This window comes from Janthinobacterium aestuarii (assembly GCF_046113285.1).
Lineage (GTDB): Bacteria > Pseudomonadota > Gammaproteobacteria > Burkholderiales > Burkholderiaceae_D > Janthinobacterium.
In genome coordinates this window covers 4,005,881-4,023,705 of record NZ_CP142524.1, presented here as the reverse complement: position 1 = coordinate 4,023,705, position 17,825 = coordinate 4,005,881, and the positions used below count along the sequence as shown (strand labels likewise).

Annotated in this window: 18 protein-coding genes; 11 read left to right on the top strand and 7 right to left on the bottom strand. The window is 61.3% G+C overall.

The features are described 5' to 3' along the window. Positions 1-12: 12 nt before the first annotated feature. The 5 genes from rlmB (at position 13) to udk (ending at position 3,616) form a co-directional block, all read left to right on the top strand. Positions 13-756: a 23S rRNA (guanosine(2251)-2'-O)-methyltransferase RlmB gene (gene rlmB, locus OX462_RS18005; protein WP_058048541.1), complete on the top strand. Its 744-nt coding sequence runs from the start codon at positions 13-15 to the stop codon at positions 754-756. Positions 757-950: 194 nt separating this feature from the next. Then, positions 951-1,700, top strand: coding sequence for a serine O-acetyltransferase (gene cysE, locus OX462_RS18000; protein ID WP_034784004.1), 750 nt, complete (start codon positions 951-953; stop codon positions 1,698-1,700). Between the two features lie 10 nt (positions 1,701-1,710). Next, positions 1,711-2,409 carry a YceH family protein gene (locus tag OX462_RS17995; protein WP_070221306.1) on the top strand — a complete coding sequence of 233 codons (699 nt, stop codon included), beginning with the start codon at positions 1,711-1,713 and terminating at the stop codon, positions 2,407-2,409. Positions 2,410-2,422: 13 nt separating this feature from the next. Continuing rightward, the gene (locus OX462_RS17990) at positions 2,423-2,926 is read left to right on the top strand and encodes a DUF2199 domain-containing protein (RefSeq protein WP_099408772.1); all 504 of its coding nucleotides are present in this window, start codon (positions 2,423-2,425) and stop codon (positions 2,924-2,926) included. A 48-nt stretch (positions 2,927-2,974) separates the two neighbouring features. Continuing rightward, positions 2,975-3,616, top strand: coding sequence for a uridine kinase (gene udk / locus OX462_RS17985; protein ID WP_070221308.1), 642 nt, complete (start codon positions 2,975-2,977; stop codon positions 3,614-3,616). Positions 3,617-3,707: 91 nt separating this feature from the next. On the opposite strand, the gene OX462_RS17980 is transcribed toward udk, so the two are convergent. The 3 genes from OX462_RS17980 to OX462_RS17970 are packed head-to-tail and all read right to left on the bottom strand — an operon-like array spanning position 3,708 to position 5,955. Beyond that, on the bottom strand, positions 3,708-4,709 hold the full coding sequence (locus OX462_RS17980) for a hypothetical protein (protein WP_099408771.1): 1,002 nt from the start codon (positions 4,707-4,709) through the stop codon (positions 3,708-3,710). Further along, a complete protein-coding gene (locus OX462_RS17975) occupies positions 4,706-5,578 on the bottom strand; it encodes an ABC transporter ATP-binding protein (RefSeq protein ID WP_099408770.1) in 873 nt (290 codons plus the stop codon). The genes OX462_RS17980 and OX462_RS17975 overlap by 4 nt, the downstream gene beginning before the upstream one ends. After that, entirely contained in the window at positions 5,575-5,955 is a 381-nt protein-coding gene (locus OX462_RS17970) for a GntR family transcriptional regulator (RefSeq protein ID WP_099408769.1), read from the bottom strand. The genes OX462_RS17975 and OX462_RS17970 overlap by 4 nt, the downstream gene beginning before the upstream one ends. A 214-nt stretch (positions 5,956-6,169) precedes the next feature. Between OX462_RS17970 and OX462_RS17965 the strand changes: the two genes are divergently transcribed. Further along, on the top strand, positions 6,170-8,437 hold the full coding sequence (locus OX462_RS17965; protein WP_409026718.1) for an NHL repeat-containing protein: 2,268 nt from the start codon (positions 6,170-6,172) through the stop codon (positions 8,435-8,437). A gap of 2 nt (positions 8,438-8,439) precedes the next feature. On the opposite strand, the gene OX462_RS17960 is transcribed toward OX462_RS17965, so the two are convergent. The 4 genes from OX462_RS17960 to OX462_RS17945 form a co-directional block, all read right to left on the bottom strand. Continuing rightward, complete coding sequence (locus OX462_RS17960) at positions 8,440-9,177, bottom strand: DUF72 domain-containing protein (protein WP_409026717.1); 738 nt, start codon at positions 9,175-9,177, stop codon at positions 8,440-8,442. A gap of 69 nt (positions 9,178-9,246) precedes the next feature. Continuing rightward, positions 9,247-10,002 carry a UDP-2,3-diacylglucosamine diphosphatase gene (locus OX462_RS17955; protein WP_409026716.1) on the bottom strand — a complete coding sequence of 252 codons (756 nt, stop codon included), beginning with the start codon at positions 10,000-10,002 and terminating at the stop codon, positions 9,247-9,249. Positions 10,003-10,088: 86 nt separating this feature from the next. Further along, positions 10,089-10,580 (bottom strand): peptidylprolyl isomerase, encoded by a 492-nt coding sequence (locus tag OX462_RS17950; RefSeq protein WP_092610294.1) that lies wholly within the window; start codon positions 10,578-10,580, stop codon positions 10,089-10,091. Positions 10,581-10,653: 73 nt separating this feature from the next. Then, entirely contained in the window at positions 10,654-11,283 is a 630-nt protein-coding gene (locus tag OX462_RS17945; RefSeq protein ID WP_409026715.1) for a peptidylprolyl isomerase, read from the bottom strand. Between the two features lie 278 nt (positions 11,284-11,561). Between OX462_RS17945 and cysS the strand changes: the two genes are divergently transcribed. From cysS to OX462_RS17920, 5 genes are all read left to right on the top strand, one after another. Continuing rightward, positions 11,562-12,959 carry a cysteine--tRNA ligase gene (gene cysS / locus OX462_RS17940; RefSeq protein ID WP_409026714.1) on the top strand — a complete coding sequence of 466 codons (1,398 nt, stop codon included), beginning with the start codon at positions 11,562-11,564 and terminating at the stop codon, positions 12,957-12,959. Then, positions 12,959-13,672: a DNA-3-methyladenine glycosylase family protein gene (locus tag OX462_RS17935; RefSeq protein WP_070221359.1), complete on the top strand. Its 714-nt coding sequence runs from the start codon at positions 12,959-12,961 to the stop codon at positions 13,670-13,672. The genes cysS and OX462_RS17935 overlap by 1 nt, the downstream gene beginning before the upstream one ends. Before the next feature lie 54 nt (positions 13,673-13,726). Further along, the gene (locus tag OX462_RS17930) at positions 13,727-14,701 is read left to right on the top strand and encodes an acetyl-CoA carboxylase carboxyltransferase subunit alpha (protein WP_034784047.1); all 975 of its coding nucleotides are present in this window, start codon (positions 13,727-13,729) and stop codon (positions 14,699-14,701) included. A 181-nt stretch (positions 14,702-14,882) separates the two neighbouring features. Next, the gene (gene tilS, locus OX462_RS17925; protein ID WP_070221316.1) at positions 14,883-16,301 is read left to right on the top strand and encodes a tRNA lysidine(34) synthetase TilS; all 1,419 of its coding nucleotides are present in this window, start codon (positions 14,883-14,885) and stop codon (positions 16,299-16,301) included. Between the two features lie 196 nt (positions 16,302-16,497). Then, positions 16,498-17,745 carry an aspartate kinase gene (locus tag OX462_RS17920; protein WP_070221317.1) on the top strand — a complete coding sequence of 416 codons (1,248 nt, stop codon included), beginning with the start codon at positions 16,498-16,500 and terminating at the stop codon, positions 17,743-17,745. Positions 17,746-17,825 lie beyond the last annotated feature (80 nt).

Here is a 17,825-nt window from a genome sequence, read left to right as displayed (position 1 = left end):
AAACGATAACAAATGAAGAATAAAATGATTTTCGGCTTCCACGCCGTCACTTCGCGTCTGCGTCATGAAGCGTCGTCCGTGGAAGAAATTTTCGTCGATGCCAGCCGCGTCGACGGCCGCATGAAGGACATGATCGCCGCCGCCAAGGCGGCCAACGTGCGCGTCATGCCCGTCGATTCGTCGCGTCTCGATAAAATCGTCGGCACGCGCCGCCATCAGGGCGTGATCGCGTTTGCGTCGCAGCTGTCGCTGGCGCGCAATCTCGACGAGTTGCTGGACGCCATCGACGGCCCGCCGCTGCTGTTGATTCTCGACGGCATCACCGACCCGCATAACCTGGGCGCCTGCCTGCGCGTGGCCGACGGTGTCGGCGCGCATGCCGTCATCGTGCCGAAGGACCGCGCCGTGGGCTTGAACGCCACGGCCGCCAAGGTTGCCAGCGGCGCCGCCGAAACCGTCCCGTACATCACCGTGACGAACCTGGCGCGCACCATGCGCGAACTGAAGGACCGCGGTATCTGGCTGATCGGCACCTCGGACGACGGCGAAAAAGGCTTGTACGAAGCCGATTTCACGGGCCCGACGGCCCTCGTCATGGGTTCCGAAGGCGAAGGCATGCGCCGCTTGACGCGCGACACCTGCGACATCCTCGTCAGCATCCCGATGTTCGGCTCCGTCGAGAGCCTGAACGTGTCCGTGGCCTCCGGTGTGTGCCTCTACGAAGCCCGCCGCCAGCGCATTGCGCTGGAAGCCTAAAAAACGTCCATGGCGGCGTTGCATTGCCTCGCCGTACATTCGTACTGTCTTCGGCAATGCGCCTTGCCCTGAACGTTTTGTAGCGCTTCCAGAAAATCAGCCGCCGCCCTTGAGGCGGCGGTTGTTTATCTGCCTCTCCGGCAGCACGCCGCCGAATACGCTACCATTTGCATTCCACCTTATCCATTTTCATTATGTTCCACCACCTGCGCGAAGACATCAACAGCATCATTGAACGTGACCCGGCCGCCCGCAATGGCTGGGAGGTGCTGACCTGTTATCCGGGCCTGCACGCCATCGTCATGCACGGCTGGGCGCACTGGTGCTGGACGCGGCACATGAAATGGGTGGGGCGCTTCATTTCGTATATCGCCCGCATCATCACGGGCATCGAAATCCATCCCGGCGCCGTCATCGGCCGGCGCGTCTTCATCGACCACGGTTTCGGCGTGGTGATCGGCGAGACGGCCGTCGTCGGCGACGACTGCACCATCTACCAGGGGGTTACCTTGGGCGGCACCTCGCTGCACAGCGGCGCCAAGCGCCATCCGACCCTGGAGCGCGGCGTCATCGTCGGCGCCGGCGCGCAGGTGCTGGGCAGCTTCACGGTGGGCGAATACGCCAAGGTGGGCTCGAACGCGGTGCTATTGAAACCCGTGCCGTCCGGCGCCACAGCCGTCGGCAACCCCGCGCACATCGTGCAAAAGGATGTCAGCGCCTTGCGCGAAGGCAGCACGGCGCATTTGTTTGCCGCGTACGGCGTCACGCCCAACGGCGACGATCCGCTGTCGAAGGCCCTGCAAGGCCTGATCACGCACGCCGTGGCGCAGGAGCAGCGCATCGAAACCATCCTCGCCACCCTGAAGGCGGCGGGCATCTGCTGCCAGGGCGTGCCTGAGTGTGATAAATTCGATTCCGAGCAAATGAACAAGCTGGTTGATTAAGGATACAGGCATGAATACTGATGTGACGGCAGGCGAAAAAAGCAATGACAATCCGAATCTGCTCGACCCCTTCGAGATCCGCGTGCTGGCCGTGCTGGCCGAAAAGGAAGCGCTGACGCCGGACAGCTACCCGCTCTCGCTCAACGCGCTGACGAACGGCTGCAACCAGCTGTCGAGCCGCGACCCCGTCATGGCCCTCTCCGAGGAAACCGTGTACGACGTGCTGCAGCGCTTGATGCAGCGCAAGTTCGTCAACGGCATCACGCAGGCGGGCGCGCGGGTCGCCAAGTATGAACACCGCATGCGCATCAAGTGGTCGCTGGAACAGGACAAGCTGGCCATCCTGACGATCTTGATGCTGCGCGGCTTGCAGACGGCGGGCGAAATCCGCAGCCGCAGCGGCCGTGTGCACGAATTCAAGTCCGTCGCCGAGGTGGAATCCGGCCTGCAATTTTTGATCGACAAATACCCGCCGCTGGTGGCGAAACTGGCCGTCGCCCCCGGCGCCAAGGAACCGCGCTACGGCCATTTGCTGGGCGGCGAGGAAGCGCTGGCGCAAATTGAGACGGCGGCAGGTTACGCTGGTGCCGTCAGCGCGCCGCAGCAGGGCAGCAGGGTGGCCCAGCTGGAACAGGAAGTGCTGCAGCTGCGCAGCGACTTCGATGGCCTGGCGGCGCAGTTCGAGGCGTTCCGCAAGCAGTTCGAATAAGCGGCCTTCACGCATGAGTTTTTCCTTCCTGTGCCGCGCCTGCGGCGAGACCCACACGGGCATGCCCAGCTTCGGCGCCGACGCGCCGTGGCTGGTTGAACAGATGGCGCCCGCCGAGCGCGAAACGCGCTGCCAGCTCGACAGCGACGCCTGCATCGTCGATGAAGAACACTGCTTCGTGCGCGCCACCATCGACATCCCCGTGCATGGCTCGGATGAACCATTCAGCTGGGGCGTGTGGGTGTCGCTGAGCAGCGAGAGCTTCGATGCGTGGGATGCCTGTTTCAATGACGCCAGGCGCACTCACATCGGCCCCTTCTTCGGCTGGCTCAGCACGCAGCTGCCCGTGTATCCGGCTACCCTGAACCTGAAAACCCGGGTACACCTGCGCGACGACGGCATGCGTCCGTACCTCGAGCTGGAGCCGACCGGCCATCCGCTGGCGGTGGAACAGCGCGACGGCATCACGGCCGAGAGGGTGGCCGAGCTGTATGTGCGGCTCGTGCATGACGCGTGACAGGAGCCGCTCCCTGTCAGTCCGCCCGCGTTTCCGGTATCATTCGGCATGAATAATATTTCCTTCCAACCGTTTGTTATTGGTGTCGCTGGCGGAAGCGGCAGTGGCAAGTCAACCGTATCACAGCAGGTGCTGGCGTCGTTCGGTGCCGACATGGTCTCGGTCGTGATGCAGGACGACTATTACTGCGACCAAACCCATCTCTCCCCTGAAGTCCGGCGCCAGCAGAATTACGACCATCCGCAGGCGTTCGAGTGGCCATTGCTGGTGCAGCACATCCAGGCCTTGCGCAATGGCGAAGCGATCGAGATGCCGGAGTACGACTTCACGCTGCACAACCGCTCCAACAGGACCATTCCCGTCAAGCCGGCGCCGGTGATTGTGATCGAAGGCCTGTTTGCCTTGTATGACGAAGACTTGCGCAACATGATGTCGCTGAAGATCTTTGTCGACACGGCTTCCGACGTGCGCTTCATCCGCCGCATGCAACGCGATATCACGGAACGCGGCCGTTCCGTGGAAAGCGTCATCGAGCAGTATCTGGAAACGGTACGCCCGATGCACAAGCAATTCATCGAACCGACCAAGCGCAATGCCGATGTGATCTTGCCGCACGGCGCCAACGGTCCCGCGGTCGACATGATCACGGCCAAGGTGGCCAGCGTGATCGGCCGGTTGACGCGGGCCTGATCCCCGCCGGTCCGCTGCGCGTATGCCGGGCCGGCATACGCGTTACGCGTGCAGGGCGCTGCCCAAATCCTCCCATCATGGAAGAGGGGACTCAGCCTTCCTCGCGCCAGCGGCGCAGGCGGATGGCGGCGTAAATCAGCGCCGCGCCTGCCGCCGCACCCAGCCACACGGCTGGCAAGGCCAGGCTGGACCAGGAGTTGCTGAACACATCAGTGTGCGTCGCGTGCGATCCCCCCTCTGCCAGCGCGTGCATCTGCGGCAGCAGGTCCGGCTCGAACAGATACCAGCTGCCGGGGAGGGTGCCCAGCAGGGCGCGTCCGATGACGTTCATCTGTATCCAGTCGACGCCGCTTTCCGTCTGCGTCAGCTTGCCGGCCCAGACGGCCAGGATGAGCAGCAGCAGCGGCACGCCGACGGCCCACAAGAAGACTTTCGACTTGGCCCAGCTCGACACCATCAGCAGCCATCCGACCGTCGGCAAGGCCCACAGGCAATACACGGGCAGCAAGCCGAACACGCGCAGCGGTCCCAGATACAGGCCGGGCGTGGCGAGCAGTTCGGCGAACACATGGATGCCGTTGACCGCCAGCACGCCGCTCAGGATCAGCACCAGGAGCAGCGAAGTCACGCTGGCGGCGGCGGCCACGATCAGCGGCGCGACCAGCAGGGCGATGGCCGCTTTCGACAGCACCGTCTGGGCATCCGAGATGGGCAGCGACTTCCAGAACAGCATGCTGCGGTCGCGGCGGTCTTCATGCAGGGCGCTCAGGCAATAGAAAAACACGAGAAAGCCCAGTGCCAGGAACAGCGGCGCGGCCGCGTACGTGTAGTTGTTGGCGACGGCGTCGATGATTTCCGTGCGGCGCGGGCCGAAGGTGCGGGTATTGAAGACCGTGCTCCAGGACACTTCTTCGCCATTGACGATCAGCGCCGTGCGCATCTTGGTCTTGGCGATGGTGCCTATCGTCATCAGGGCGCCCAGTACCGTCATGACGACGCCGATGAGGGCGGGCGTCCATACCAGCATGCCCTTGTGTTCCCACAATTCACGCCGGATCAGCCATTGCATCTTGTTTGCAGGGGAAATACTCATTGGTACGATCCTTTCATGGTCGCGACAAACAGGTCAGCCAGGCTGGGCGTGCGGACTTCGCCGAGGGCGGCCAGCTGGGTGCGGGCGACGCCGTCGAACAGCATCACCGACTTGCCGAACACGCTGCGTTCGCTGATCGGCTGCAGCGCGCGCGCCGGATTGACGTGCTGCGGGCCCACCATCACCTCGATGTAGCGCTCGCCCACGTCTTCCATGCTCGATGCCAGCACGATCTTGCCGTCGCGAATGAACATCAGATCGCTCAGGATGTGTTCCACTTCCTCGATCTGGTGCGTGGTGATGACGATGGTCTTGTTTTCATCGAAATAGTCTTCCAGCAAGTTCTGGTAGAACTGCTTGCGGTACAGAATGTCCAGCCCCAGGGTCGGCTCGTCGAGCACCAGCAGTTTGGCGTCGATGGCCATCACCAGCGCCAGGTGCAGCTGCACCACCATGCCTTTCGACATGGACTTGACCTTCATCTTCGGCGCCAGCTTGGTATGGGCCAGATAGCGCTCGGCCTTGCTGCGGTCGAAACGTGGATGCACGCCGGCAACGAAATCGATGGCGTCGGCCACGCGCAGCCAGCCCGGCAGGATCGCCACGTCGGCGATGAAGCACACGTCGTCCATCAGCGCGTCGCGCTGCAGGCGCGGATCGCGCCCCAGCACCGACAGCTGGCCTTCGAAGCCCGTCAGGCCCAGGATGGCTTTCAGCGTGGTGGTCTTGCCGGAGCCGTTCGGCCCGATCAAGCCGACGATGCGCCCCGGCGCGATATCGAAGCTGATGCCGTCGATGGCGACCTGCTTGCCATACTGCTTGCGCAGGCCACGTGCGCTGATGACGCTGTCCTTGTTCAATGCATTCATGCGCTCTCTCCGTGTGCGCCACTGTCGCGGCTCGCCTGCAGTAGTTGCTCTAGGTTAAGGCCCAGTTGCGTGATGCGTTCCAGCATCGCCGGCCATTCTTCGCGCATGAAGCGCTCGCGTTCACTGGCCAGCAATTTGTCGCGGGCGCCTTCCAAGACATACATACCGAGTCCTCTGCGTTTTTCCACCAGGGCATCGTCGACCAGTTCCTGATAGGCGCGCGAAACCGTGATGGGATTCAATTGATAATCGGCCGCCACCTGGCGCACCGACGGCAATGCGTCGCCGGACTGCAGCACGCCATCGAGCATCATGCCCACCACCCTGGCCTTGAGCTGGCGGTAGATGGGGCTATTGTCATTCCATTCCGTGCTCATGGGATGCGCTCCGACAAGGGCGGGGCGGTGCGGCGCGTGAAAAATGCTGTAGACATCGAAGCTCCGTGATGTGGTTGATTGGTGTTGTAGTTAACTATAACAGTGATATTTGAAATGTCAACACATTCATGTTTTCCAGGCATGTGGAAACTATAATGTTGCGTATTTAAAAAAATTACTTGATAGATTCTGGCGAATCTCGTCGCCACTCACCATGAAAACAGCAATGATCAATCGATATGACGAGTTGCAAAATCTGTTCAGACGCGCCAGTTGCGGCATCGCCCTGCTGGCTGGGCTGAGTGCCTGCGGCGGCGGTTCCAGCGGCGGCACGACCACGCCCGTAGCGCCTGTCGAAACGCCACGATACCTGCTGGGAGGCACGGTCAGCGGCTTGCTGCCAGGCGCCAGCGTCGTGCTGGCAAACGGGGCGGATAAAGTAACCGTCACGGCCAACGGTGCGTTCAGTTTTGCCGGCAAGCTGGCGGCGGGCGCCAGTTATGAAGGCAAGGTCGACAGCGCCTCCGCTGGCCTGGGCTGCAGCATCTCGCAAGGCGCGGCGACCATGGGCAATGCGGATGTCAGCACGCTTGCCGTGCGCTGCCTGCCCATCGTGCTGGCCGGCGTGCTGGAGAAAATCCAGGTGGTGGCAGGTATGGTCAGCGATGCCGCTGGTAACTACTACATCGCCGATGCGGGCAATCATGTCATCCATAAATTGGGAACCGATGGCAACTTGAGCGTGTATGCGGGCGTGATGGGCAAGGAGGGAGTAGAGGATGGTCCGGTGTCTGGAGCGACCTTTTCTTTTGCCGGAGGGAGCCGTTTGGCCATCGACCGCCAGGCAAATCTTTTTGTGAGCGATTATTGTCACGCCGTGCTGCGCAAGATCACGCCGGCCGGCGTGGTCAGTACGGTTGCCGGCCAGCGGCGTAGCAGTTGCGAAGCCGATGATCTTGAACCCGCTTCAGCGTATGTGGATGGGCAGGGGGCGCAAGCCCGTTTTGGCTTGCCTGGCAGCCTGATCACGGACGCGAATGGCGATGTGCTGCTGGTGGATACTCACCAGAATACCGTTCGCCGTATTACCGCCAGTGGCGTGGTCAGTACCCTGCCGTGGAAGTATGCTCCCATGCCGGAGGTGGGTAGCGACTTTCGGCGCGTGGGCCGATTGGCGATCGATCCTGCCGGCAACGTGTATTTTAGTGATGTTACTGGCGGTTATATATTCCGCATCCAGGATGGCGTGGCGGTCAAGGTGGCGGGGAACCGCTCGCTGGCGGGATCTGTTGATGGTATCGGCGGCGCTGCCAGCTTTTTCCGCATTGCAGGTATGCACTTCAACCGCGATGGTGATTTATTGCTGGTCGATGGCGCCACTATCCGCAAGGTGCAGGTCGACGGCAAGGTGACGACGCTGTTCGGTCCTGGCCTGCTCGATGCGAATGGCCAGACGGCAGGCTTTAAACAGCTCAGTGCAATGGTGCTGGAACCTTCCGGCGCCATGGTCGTGTATGACCTGGGCCGACATATGCTGCGCAGACTGGATCAGGATGGGAAGCTGTCGACCCTGCCAGCCTTGCCTGGGCATATTGGTCTCGTCGATGGTGTTGGTGCAGCGGCGCGCCTGACGTTGGGCTACGCGAGAGCCGTCGTGGCGGATACGGCGGGGAATGTCTACCTGGCGGACGATGTCAACAATGTCATCCGTCGCGTGGCGCCCGATGGCACGGTCAGTATCTTTGCGGGCATTGCGGGAAAAGACGGCGGGGTCGATGGCGGGCGTGGCACCGCGACCTTGGAGGGACCGGTGGCCATGGCGTTCGACAAGGAAGGCAACCTGTATTTTGCGGACCAGTTCCATGGGCAGCCTTGGCTCGTGTTACGCAAGATTAACAAGCAGGGCGAGGTATCGAGCATTAATTATTTGCCAACTTCGCATGGCACGCGTTTCGCGCTGGCGATCGACCAGCAAGACAATATTTATTGGGTGCACAATGTAGGCAATGGTATCTACCGGCGCCCTCCGGGGGGCGAGTTTGCCCTGTTTATGCCATTCGATAGTGCCATGAAAGTATTGAATGGAAAGATAGGCACGCGCGACTATATTTCAGCCGCCGCGCTGGCTGTGGATCGTCATGGGACGCTGTACTTTGAAGACGTCCAGCATCATGTGATCTTCAAGGTTGCGCAGAACGGTGATGTCAGTCATTTTGCCGGTACCGCCCTGCAGAGCGGAGACAAGGATGGCCCGCCGGGAATCGGCACGCTTCCATCATCCGATTATTTCCCGCTGATGATGGATGCCAATGACAATCTGTACATGGGGAGCCAGGACGCGCTACGCAGAATTGACACCGCCGGTGTAATTTCTACTCCGCAACTGGGTTGGGGTTCTCCCGTGCTGAGCACCTTCGCTATTGGCAATGGCGTGGTATATGGCTTTACCGCCCAGGCAGTGATCCGGACGCCTTTGCCCTAGGTTCATCGTTGTGCGGCAGGCAAGGTCGTCAGCCGCGCCTGCAAGTCCAGCGCATTGAACAGGGCGGCGCCGGCCGCCGTGTTGTCGAAGATGCACCAGCTGCCCGCCTGCGCCGATGTGTGCAAGTCGGCGGCCAGCGCCGCCAGGTAGTCGGCCGGGTAGTCCGAGTAATAAATCTTTGGGCTGCCGTGCAGGCGCAGGTAGGCCACGCTGGTCGTCGGCACGTGCGGGCCCGGCTGGCCGGCGGGCGGATCGGCCCGCACGCGCGTGATGCCTTGCATCGTCAATAGTTCGGTCGCGCCCGCCTCGAACCAGCTGGGGTGGCGCGCTTCGCAAGCGAGCATGCCGTCGAAGCGCTGGCGCAGCGCATGGAAAAATGCGCTGGCCACGTCGGCCTCGAAACGCAGGCTGGGCGGCAGCTGCACCAGCACGCAGCCCAGTTTATTCCCCAGTTGCATGACCTCTCCCGCGAAGCGATCCAGTTCGGCCGCACAGTCGCGCAAGCGCCGTTCGTGCGTGATGCTTCGCGGTAATTTCACGCTGAAGCAGAAATGCTCGGGCACGCTGGCGGCCCAGCGCGCGTACGTGGAGGGCTGGTGCGGGCGGTAGAACGAGCTGTTGATTTCCACGCAGTCCAGTACCTGGGCATAGCGCTGCAGGTGGCTGCCATCGAGGGGGAAGCGGCTGGCGGCGGCGCTGGAGATGCTCCAGCCGGCCGTGCCGATGTAAACAGTGGGCATGGCGCCATTACAGCAAGGCCAGGCGGGCGCGGCTATCGGACAAACGCCCGTGCGGCCGTCGGCGCAGGCCTAGTCTATGATCTCGCCGTTCAGGTCATGGCGCGTGATGTTGCCGCGCGTATCGATGGCGATCCAGCCGCCGCGCGGCTGTTGTGGCGGCGTCACGTCGCATTCCCAGTCGGGCAGGACATAGCGCAAGGTATTGTCGACCTGGTGCACGGCAGGGCGGTGCGTATGGCCGTGGATCATGACGGTGCTCGCGTGTTCGGCAAATACTTGCGCGACAGCATCGGGCGTGACATCCATGATGGCCATGGATTTTTCGCCATTGTGCTCGCGGCTGCTTTGGCGCAAACCGTCGATGATGGCCTTGCGCTGCGCCAGCGGCATGGACAGGAACTGTTTTTGCCAGGCGGGCTGGCGCACCATGGCGCGAAACTCCATGTAGCTGACGTCTTTCGTGCATTCGGCGTCGCCATGCAGCAAGACGATGCGGCGGCCGGCAATCGTGGCCACGTGCGGTTCGCTGAGCAGGGTGGCGCCGGCGGCGGCGGCAAAGCCGGAGCCGACAAGAAAGTCGCGGTTGCCGGCGATCCAGTAGACATGCACGCCGGCATCGCTGACGGCGCGGATGGCGGCCGTCATGCGCGCATTGAACGGGTCTTCCAGGTCATCGTCGCCGGCCCAGTATTCGAACAGGTCGCCTAATAGATACAGCGCTTGCGCATATTGCGCATGGTGTTCCAGGAAAGAAAGAAACGCCGCGCTGGTGCGCGGGTGCGAACTCTGCAGATGCAGGTCGGAAATAAAGAGTGCGGCAGGCATTGTCATCGTTCAACGCTCCCAAAAAGTGATGTAGATGGAGAGGCGCCAACGCGGCAATGCCTGTGATTCATGATGCCTTAGCCGAATTAAACTGCTTCGACTTTTTCAATGATGACGTCGGTCACTGGCACATCGGCGAACATGCCGGCGCGCGAGGTTTTCACGGCGCGGATGGCGTCGACGACTTCCTTGCCGTCGGTAACTTTACCGAACACGGCGTAACCCCAGCCGTCCTGGCCTGGGTAGTCGAGGAAGCTGTTGTTCTTGATGTTGATGAAGAACTGGGCCGATGCCGAATGCGGGTCCGACGTGCGGGCCATGGCCAGGGTGTAGGTATCGTTTTTCAGGCCGTTCTTGGCTTCGTTTTCCACGGTGGTGTCGGCAGGCTTCTGTTTCATGCCTGGCTCGAAACCGCCGCCCTGGATCATGAAGCCGTCGATGACGCGGTGGAAAATCGTGTTGTCGTAGTGACCGGCTTTCATGTAGGCCAGGAAGTTGGCAACCGTTTTCGGCGCTTTCTCGGCGTCCAGTTCAGCGGTGATCTTGCCCAGATTGGTGGTGATGATGACGGAGGTCATGATGATCCTTAATAAATTGGATGAATAATTGATTCAGCGGCGCCAGGCAGGCCGGCGCCGCAAAAACGCTATTTTACAGTTTTGCGGGCGCTGTCTTGAGTAAAGTCGCCGATTCGATCACCACGGGGGTGACGGGCACGTTCTGGTGCGGTCCCTTGTCGGCCACGGGCACGGCCTTGATCTTGTCGACCACGTCCATGCCTTTGATGACTTTGCCGAACACCGTGTAGCCGAAGCCGTCGCGGCCAGGGTAGTCGAGTGCGCCGTTGTCGTTGACGTTGATAAAGAATTGCGCGGTGGCCGAATGCGGGTCGCCCGTGCGCGCCATGGCGATGCTGTAGGTGACGTTTTGCAAGCCGTTCTGCGCTTCATTCTGGATCGGCGCCTTGGTGGCTTTCTGCTTCATGTTCTTGTCGAAGCCGCCGCCCTGTATCATGAAGCCGTCGATGACGCGGTGAAACACGGTACCCTTGTAATAACCGCTTTTGACATACTGCAAGAAGTTGGCCACGCTTTTCGGCGCTTTTTCCTGATCCAGCTCCAGCACGATCTCGCCCATGCTGGTTTTCAGGGCCACGTGGGGCGTGGGGTCGAGGGCGGTCGCCGGTGCGGCCGCCACGACGGCGCTGCCCAGGGTCAGGCCGGCAAACAGGGTGCAAAAGCGGGCCAGGAAAGACAGGCGTTTCGATTTGGTTTCTTGCATGAAGGCGTCCTTGATCGTTATTTTTCTCTAAACTTGCTTTAATTGTAAAGAACTGAAAATTCGGTTGAACATCGTAAAAACCTGATTCATATCGGGCCAGTATGGTTTTTATCAATGTTATACTTGACCGCTAACGCCCCAATTCTAACAAACAAGAACAACAATATAGCGGGTCGACAGTTTTCGGCGCACACGGCAGTTCAGTGGCGCGGCACCCCCGGTGTCCGCGCCTGTCTGTCGTTTTGCCAGGCTGGCGGCCGCTTCACTTGCAAAGTACGATGAGCAATCTAAAGATTTACAACACCCTGGCTCGCGAGAAGCAGGTATTCGTCCCGATGGAAGCGGGCAAGGTACGCATGTACGTGTGCGGCATGACCATCTACGATTATTGCCATATCGGCCATGCGCGCATGATGATGGCCTTCGACGTCATCTACCGCTGGCTGAAGGCGTCCGGTTTCGACGTCACCTATGTGCGCAACATTACGGACATCGACGACAAGATCATCCGCCGCGCCGTGGAAAACGGCGAGACGATTTCCCAGCTGACGACGCGTTTCACCCGGTACATGGATGAAGACACGGCCGCGCTGGGCATTTTGACGCCCGACCACACGCCGCGCGCCACCGAATACGTGCCGCAGATGCTGCGCCTGATCGAGCAGCTCGAAGCGAAGGACCTGGCCTACCAGGGGGCTGACGGCGACGTCAACTACGCCGTGCGCAATTTCCCCCACTACGGCAAGCTGTCGGGCAAGTCGCTCGACGACCTGCGCGCGGGCGAGCGCGTCGACGTCAACACGGGCAAGCGCGATCCGCTCGACTTCGTGCTGTGGAAGTCGTCGAAGGAGTCCGAGCCGGAAGAAGTCAAATGGGATTCGAAGTGGGGCAAGGGCCGCCCGGGCTGGCATATCGAGTGCTCGGCCATGTCGTGCGCCTTGCTCGGTGAACAATTCGACATCCATGGCGGCGGCGCGGACTTGCAATTCCCGCACCACGAAAACGAGATCGCTCAATCCGAAGGCGCGTTCGGCCATACCAGCGTCAATTACTGGATCCATAACGGCTTCGTGCGCCTGGACAATGAAAAAATGTCCAAGTCGCTCGGCAATTTCTTCACCATCCGCGAAGTGCTGCAAAAATTCGATGCCGAAGTGATCCGCTTCTTCATCCTTCGCGCGCACTACCGCAGCCCCCTGAATTACTCGGACGTGCATCTGGACGACGCGCGCCTGTCGCTGACGCGTTTGTACACGGCGCTGGCCGACGTGGCGGTGGAAGAGGGCGCCATCGACTGGAACGAAGCGCATGCCGTGCGCGTGCGCGAAGCGATGGATGACGATTTCAATACGCCGCTGGCCGTGGCGGCCCTGTTCGACCTGGCGACGGAAGTCAACAAGAGCAAGTCGCCCGCCCTGGCGCGTCAACTGAAAGGCCTGGCGGGCGTGTTCGGCTTGCTCGAACGCACACCGCAGCAATTCCTGCAGGCAACTGTCGGCGCCGCCGCCGGTGGACAGGACGAGGCGGCCGGCATCGAAGCGGCGATTGCGGCGCGCAGCGCGGCGAAAAAGGCGCGCGACTTTGCCCAGTCCGACAAAATCCGCGCGGAATTGTTGGCCGCAGGCATCATTCTTGAAGACAAGCCTGACGGCTCGACCAACTGGCGCCGCGCATGATGGCGACGTCCAGGGAAAACGGGGAAGCGCCAGTAATCGCTGCGCAGGTGATCCAGGTGCCGCACTACTGGGAAGAGGCGAAGATCGAGCTGATGAAGCGCGACCGCATCATGAAAAAACTCATCCCGCAATTTGGCGACCTGCACCTGGTCGGCCACAGCGACCCGTTTACCACCCTGGCCCGTTCGCTGGTGGGGCAGCAGATCACGCCCAAGGCGGCCGATGCCGCCTGGAAAAAGCTGCTGCTGGCTTGCCCGAAATGCACGCCTTCGCAAGTATTGAAGGCGGGCGCCGAGCAATTGTCCGCCTGCGGTTTGTCCAAACGCAAGACCGAATACATCCTCGACCTGGCCGACCATTTCAAGGCCAAGCGCGTGCACGCGAGCCAGTGGGACCAGATGGATGACGAAGCCGTCATCGCCGAACTGGTGCAGATCCGCGGCATCGGCCGCTGGACAGCCGAGATGTTTCTGATATTTAATCTGCTCCGGCCGAATGTCTTGCCGCTCGACGACCCCGGTCTGATCCAGGGCATCAGCGTCAATTACTTCTCCGGCGAACCAGTTTCCCGCAGCGATGCGCGCGAAGTTTCCGCCAATTGGGAACCGTGGCGCACCGTGGCGACGTGGTATCTGTGGCGCAGCCTCGACCCTGCAGCCGCCCCTGCCGCATCCGATACAGCCCCCGGCGCACCAGCCGGTACGGTAAAATAAACATAGATGACGCCGCGCGCCCTGGCGCCGTGGCCGGTAAAACCTGGAGGTACAATGACTAAAACGACTTTCCTCAATTTTGAACAGCCGATCGCGGAACTCGATTCCAAGATCGAAGAGTTGCGCTTCGTGCAAGACGATTCGGCCGTCGACATCTCGGAAGAGATCGACCGCCTGGCCAAGAAGAGCCAGCAGCTGACCAAGGATATCTACGCCAAGCTGACCCCTTGGCAAGTGGCGCAGATCGCGCGCCACCCGCAGCGCCCGTACACCATGGATTATGTGAATGAAATCTTTACCGATTTCCACGAATTGCATGGCGACCGCAGCTACGCGGACGATCTGTCCGTCGTCGGCGGCCTGGCCCGCTTCAACGGCCAGCCGTGCATGGTCATCGGCCACCAGAAGGGCCGCGACACGAAAGAGCGCGCCATGCGCAATTTCGGCATGCCGAAACCGGAAGGCTACCGCAAGGCCATGCGCCTGATGAAAGTGGCGGAAAAGTTCAACCTGCCCATCTTCACCTTTGTCGACACGCCAGGCGCCTTCCCCGGCATCGACGCGGAAGAGCGCGGCCAGTCGGAAGCGATCGGCCACAACCTGTACGTGATGGCCGAACTGAAAGTGCCGCTGATCGCCACCATCATCGGTGAAGGCGGTTCCGGCGGCGCACTGGCCATCGCCGTGGGCGACGCCGTGCTGATGCTGCAATACTCGACCTACGCAGTGATCTCGCCGGAAGGCTGCGCCTCGATCCTGTGGAAGAGCGCCGAGCGCGCCTCCGATGCGGCCGAAGCGCTGGGCCTGACCGCCCACCGCCTGAAAGCCATGGGCCTGATCGACAAGATCATCAACGAACCGCTGGGCGGCGCCCACCGCGATCCGAAACAGATGGCCACCTTGCTCAAACGCGCACTGGCCGACACCCTGCGCCAGTTCCAGGGCATGAAAACCAAGGACCTGCTGGCCGCGCGCCACGAAAAACTGCTGAGCTACGGCAAGTTCAAGGAAACCACGCCGAGCGAGTAAGCCAGCGCAAGTCGGCTCAGGTCGAGGTAGGTCGGCGTAGGTCGGCTTAGCGCAGCGTAAGCCGACAAGACGTAATCCGACAAGACGTAATCCGACAAAATATCAAGAGTTACCAGGGACAGTCCGCTAAACGACACCATCCGTTTAGCCGCCTGTCCCTCTTTGCATTCCCGGAGTCCGAATGAAAAAGCAACAAACCGCCACCGTGCCCGACATCTTCGCCCGCGCGCTGGACGCCTGCGCACCTGCACCCGGCAGCACCGTCGGCATCGCCCTGAGCGGCGGCCTCGATTCCGCGGCCCTGCTGCACCTGGCGCATGCCTGGGCGCAAGAGCACGGCGTGGCCTTGCACGCGTTTCACGTGCACCATGGCCTGAGTCCGAACGCCGACGCCTGGCTGGCCCACTGCGCGCAGTTGTGCGCCGGCATGGGTATCGCCTTCGAGGCACGCAAGGTCACCCTGGAAAAGAATGCGAAGACGGGCACGGAAGAGGCGGCCCGCAAGCGCCGTTATGCGGCCCTGGGCGAGCTGTGCGCCGCGCACGGCGTGCGCCTGCTGCTGACGGCCCACCACCAGGACGACCAGGCGGAAACGGTGCTGCTGCAATTGCTGCGCGGCTCCGGCACGGCAGGGCTGTCCGGCATGGATGGCGCCAACAGCGCGCCCGAGCTGCTGGGCAATCCGGACCTGGTGATGGCGCGCCCGCTGCTTTCCGTGTCGCGCAAACAACTCGAAGCGTACGTGGCGAAGCATGCGATCGCGCACATCCATGACGAATCGAACGACGATCCCCGCTTTGCCCGCAATGCCTTGCGGCACCAGGTGATGCCCGTGCTGGCGCAGGCCTTTCCCGGTTTTCAGGAACGCTTCGCCCGCAGCGCCCAGCACGCGCAATCGGCGCAGCGCCTGCTGACGGAACTGGCGACGCAGGATCTGGCAATGTGCCTCGATGGCGACTGCATCGAACTGGCGAAATTGCGCGCGCTGAGCGCGGACCGCTGCTACAACCTGCTGCGCCACTGGTTCGGCACGCGCGGCTTGCGCATGCCGTCGACGGCATGGCTGGCGGAAATGCTGGCGCAATTGCTGGAAGCGCGGCCCGATGCGCAATTGCTGGTCACGCATCCCGAATGCCACGTGCGGCGCCACCGCGACCGGCTGTACCTGACGCCCAAGCTGAATGACCTTGCCGGCATGCGCGAGCGTGACGACGCGGGTATTCCCGGCCTGGAAAAGGCCGGCCAGCAATTTAGCTGGCAGGGCGAAGCGAGCCTGGCGTTCCCCGCGTATGGCGGCGTGCTGCATTTCGATGCGGTGGAAGACGGCGGCCAGGGTATCGATATTGCCTGGTTGCAAGCCCAAACCTTGACGATCGACTTCCGCCAGGGCGGCGAGCGCTTGAAGCTGGCCTTGAACCGTCCCACCAAGAGCTTGAAATACCATTACCAGGCGTTCGACGTGCCCGCCTGGGAGCGCGAACGCCTGCCGCTTGTCTGTGCGGCGCAACAATTGCTGTATGCGGCGGGTATCGGCCTCGACTGCCATTGTCTGAGTCTGCTGGACCGTCCTCGCGTGACCTTGCGCTGGCTCTCCTGCTGAGCGCAGGGGCAGCCTCCACGGCCACTCTCGCGGTGATCGCCAAGTGGCTGCTCCAGCCAGCTGGACTGTATGGATTGGTTATTTCCATATGTACAATTGGTATGAGCTAATGCGCTTTTTAGCTTGTTATTTTGCATTGCGGCATGTAGAGTAAAGCCCTCCTTTTTTATTCTTCTTGAGCGGAAACTTCACTCTTATGGCTTTAATCGTCCACAAATATGGCGGTACGTCGATGGGCTCGACTGACCGTATCAAGAATGTCGCCAAGCGCGTTGCCAAGTGGCACGACGCCGGGCATCAAATCGTGGTGGTGCCATCCGCCATGTCGGGCGAAACCAACCGCCTGATTGGACTGGCCAAGGAAATCATGGATCAACCCGATCCCCGTGAACTTGACATGATCGCCTCGACAGGCGAACAGGTGTCCGTCGGCCTATTGTCGATGGCACTGCTGGCGATCGGCAAACAAGCCGTATCCTATGCTGGCTGGCAAGTCGCGATCAAGACCGATTCCGCCTTTACCAAGGCACGCATCCAGTCGATCGATGACGAGAAAGTCAAACGCGACCTCGATGCGGGCAAGATCGTCATCATTACCGGTTTCCAGGGCGTCGACGAACACGACAACATCGCGACCCTGGGCCGCGGCGGTTCCGACACCTCGGCCGTGGCGATCGCCGCCGCCATGAAGGCGTCCGAATGCCTGATCTTCACGGACGTCGACGGCGTCTACACGACCGACCCGCGCGTGGTTTCCGAGGCGCGCCGCCTGAAGACCATCACCTTTGAAGAAATGCTGGAACTGGCTTCGCTGGGTTCCAAAGTGCTGCAAACGCGTTCGGTGGAATTTGCCGGCAACTACCGCGTTCCCACGCGCGTGCTGTCGTCGCTGACCGACCCGATGTTGCCGCTGGAAATAGAAGCCAATTCAGGCACCCTGATTTCGTTTGAGGAAGATACAAACATGGAACAAGCAGTCATCTCCGGCATCGCCTTCAACCGCGATGAAGCCAAAATCACCGTGCTCGGCGTGCCCGACCGTCCAGGCGTGGCGTACCACATCCTGGGACCGGTGGCGGACGCGAATATCGAAGTCGACATGATCATACAGAATCAGTCGGTCGACGGTAAAACGGACTTCACCTTCACCGTCTCGCGCGGCGAATACACGCGCGCGCTGGCCGTGCTGGAAGCGAACCGCGAAGCACTGGGTGCGGCCAGCATCACGGGCGACGCGAAAGTATCGAAACTGTCCGTCGTCGGCGTGGGCATGCGCAGCCACGTGGGCGTCGCATCGCAAATGTTCCGTACCTTGTCGGAAGAGGGCATCAACATCATGATGATCTCCACTTCCGAGATCAAGATCTCCGTGCTGATCGATGAAAAGTACATGGAACTGGCCGTGCGCGCGCTGCATAAAGCGTTCGAGCTGGAAAAAGCTTAAATATCCAAAAATATTGCCCCACGCCCTTGACCAAAGGGGGGGCAATCGATATTATGACGTTCGTCGCTGCAGCGCAGTTA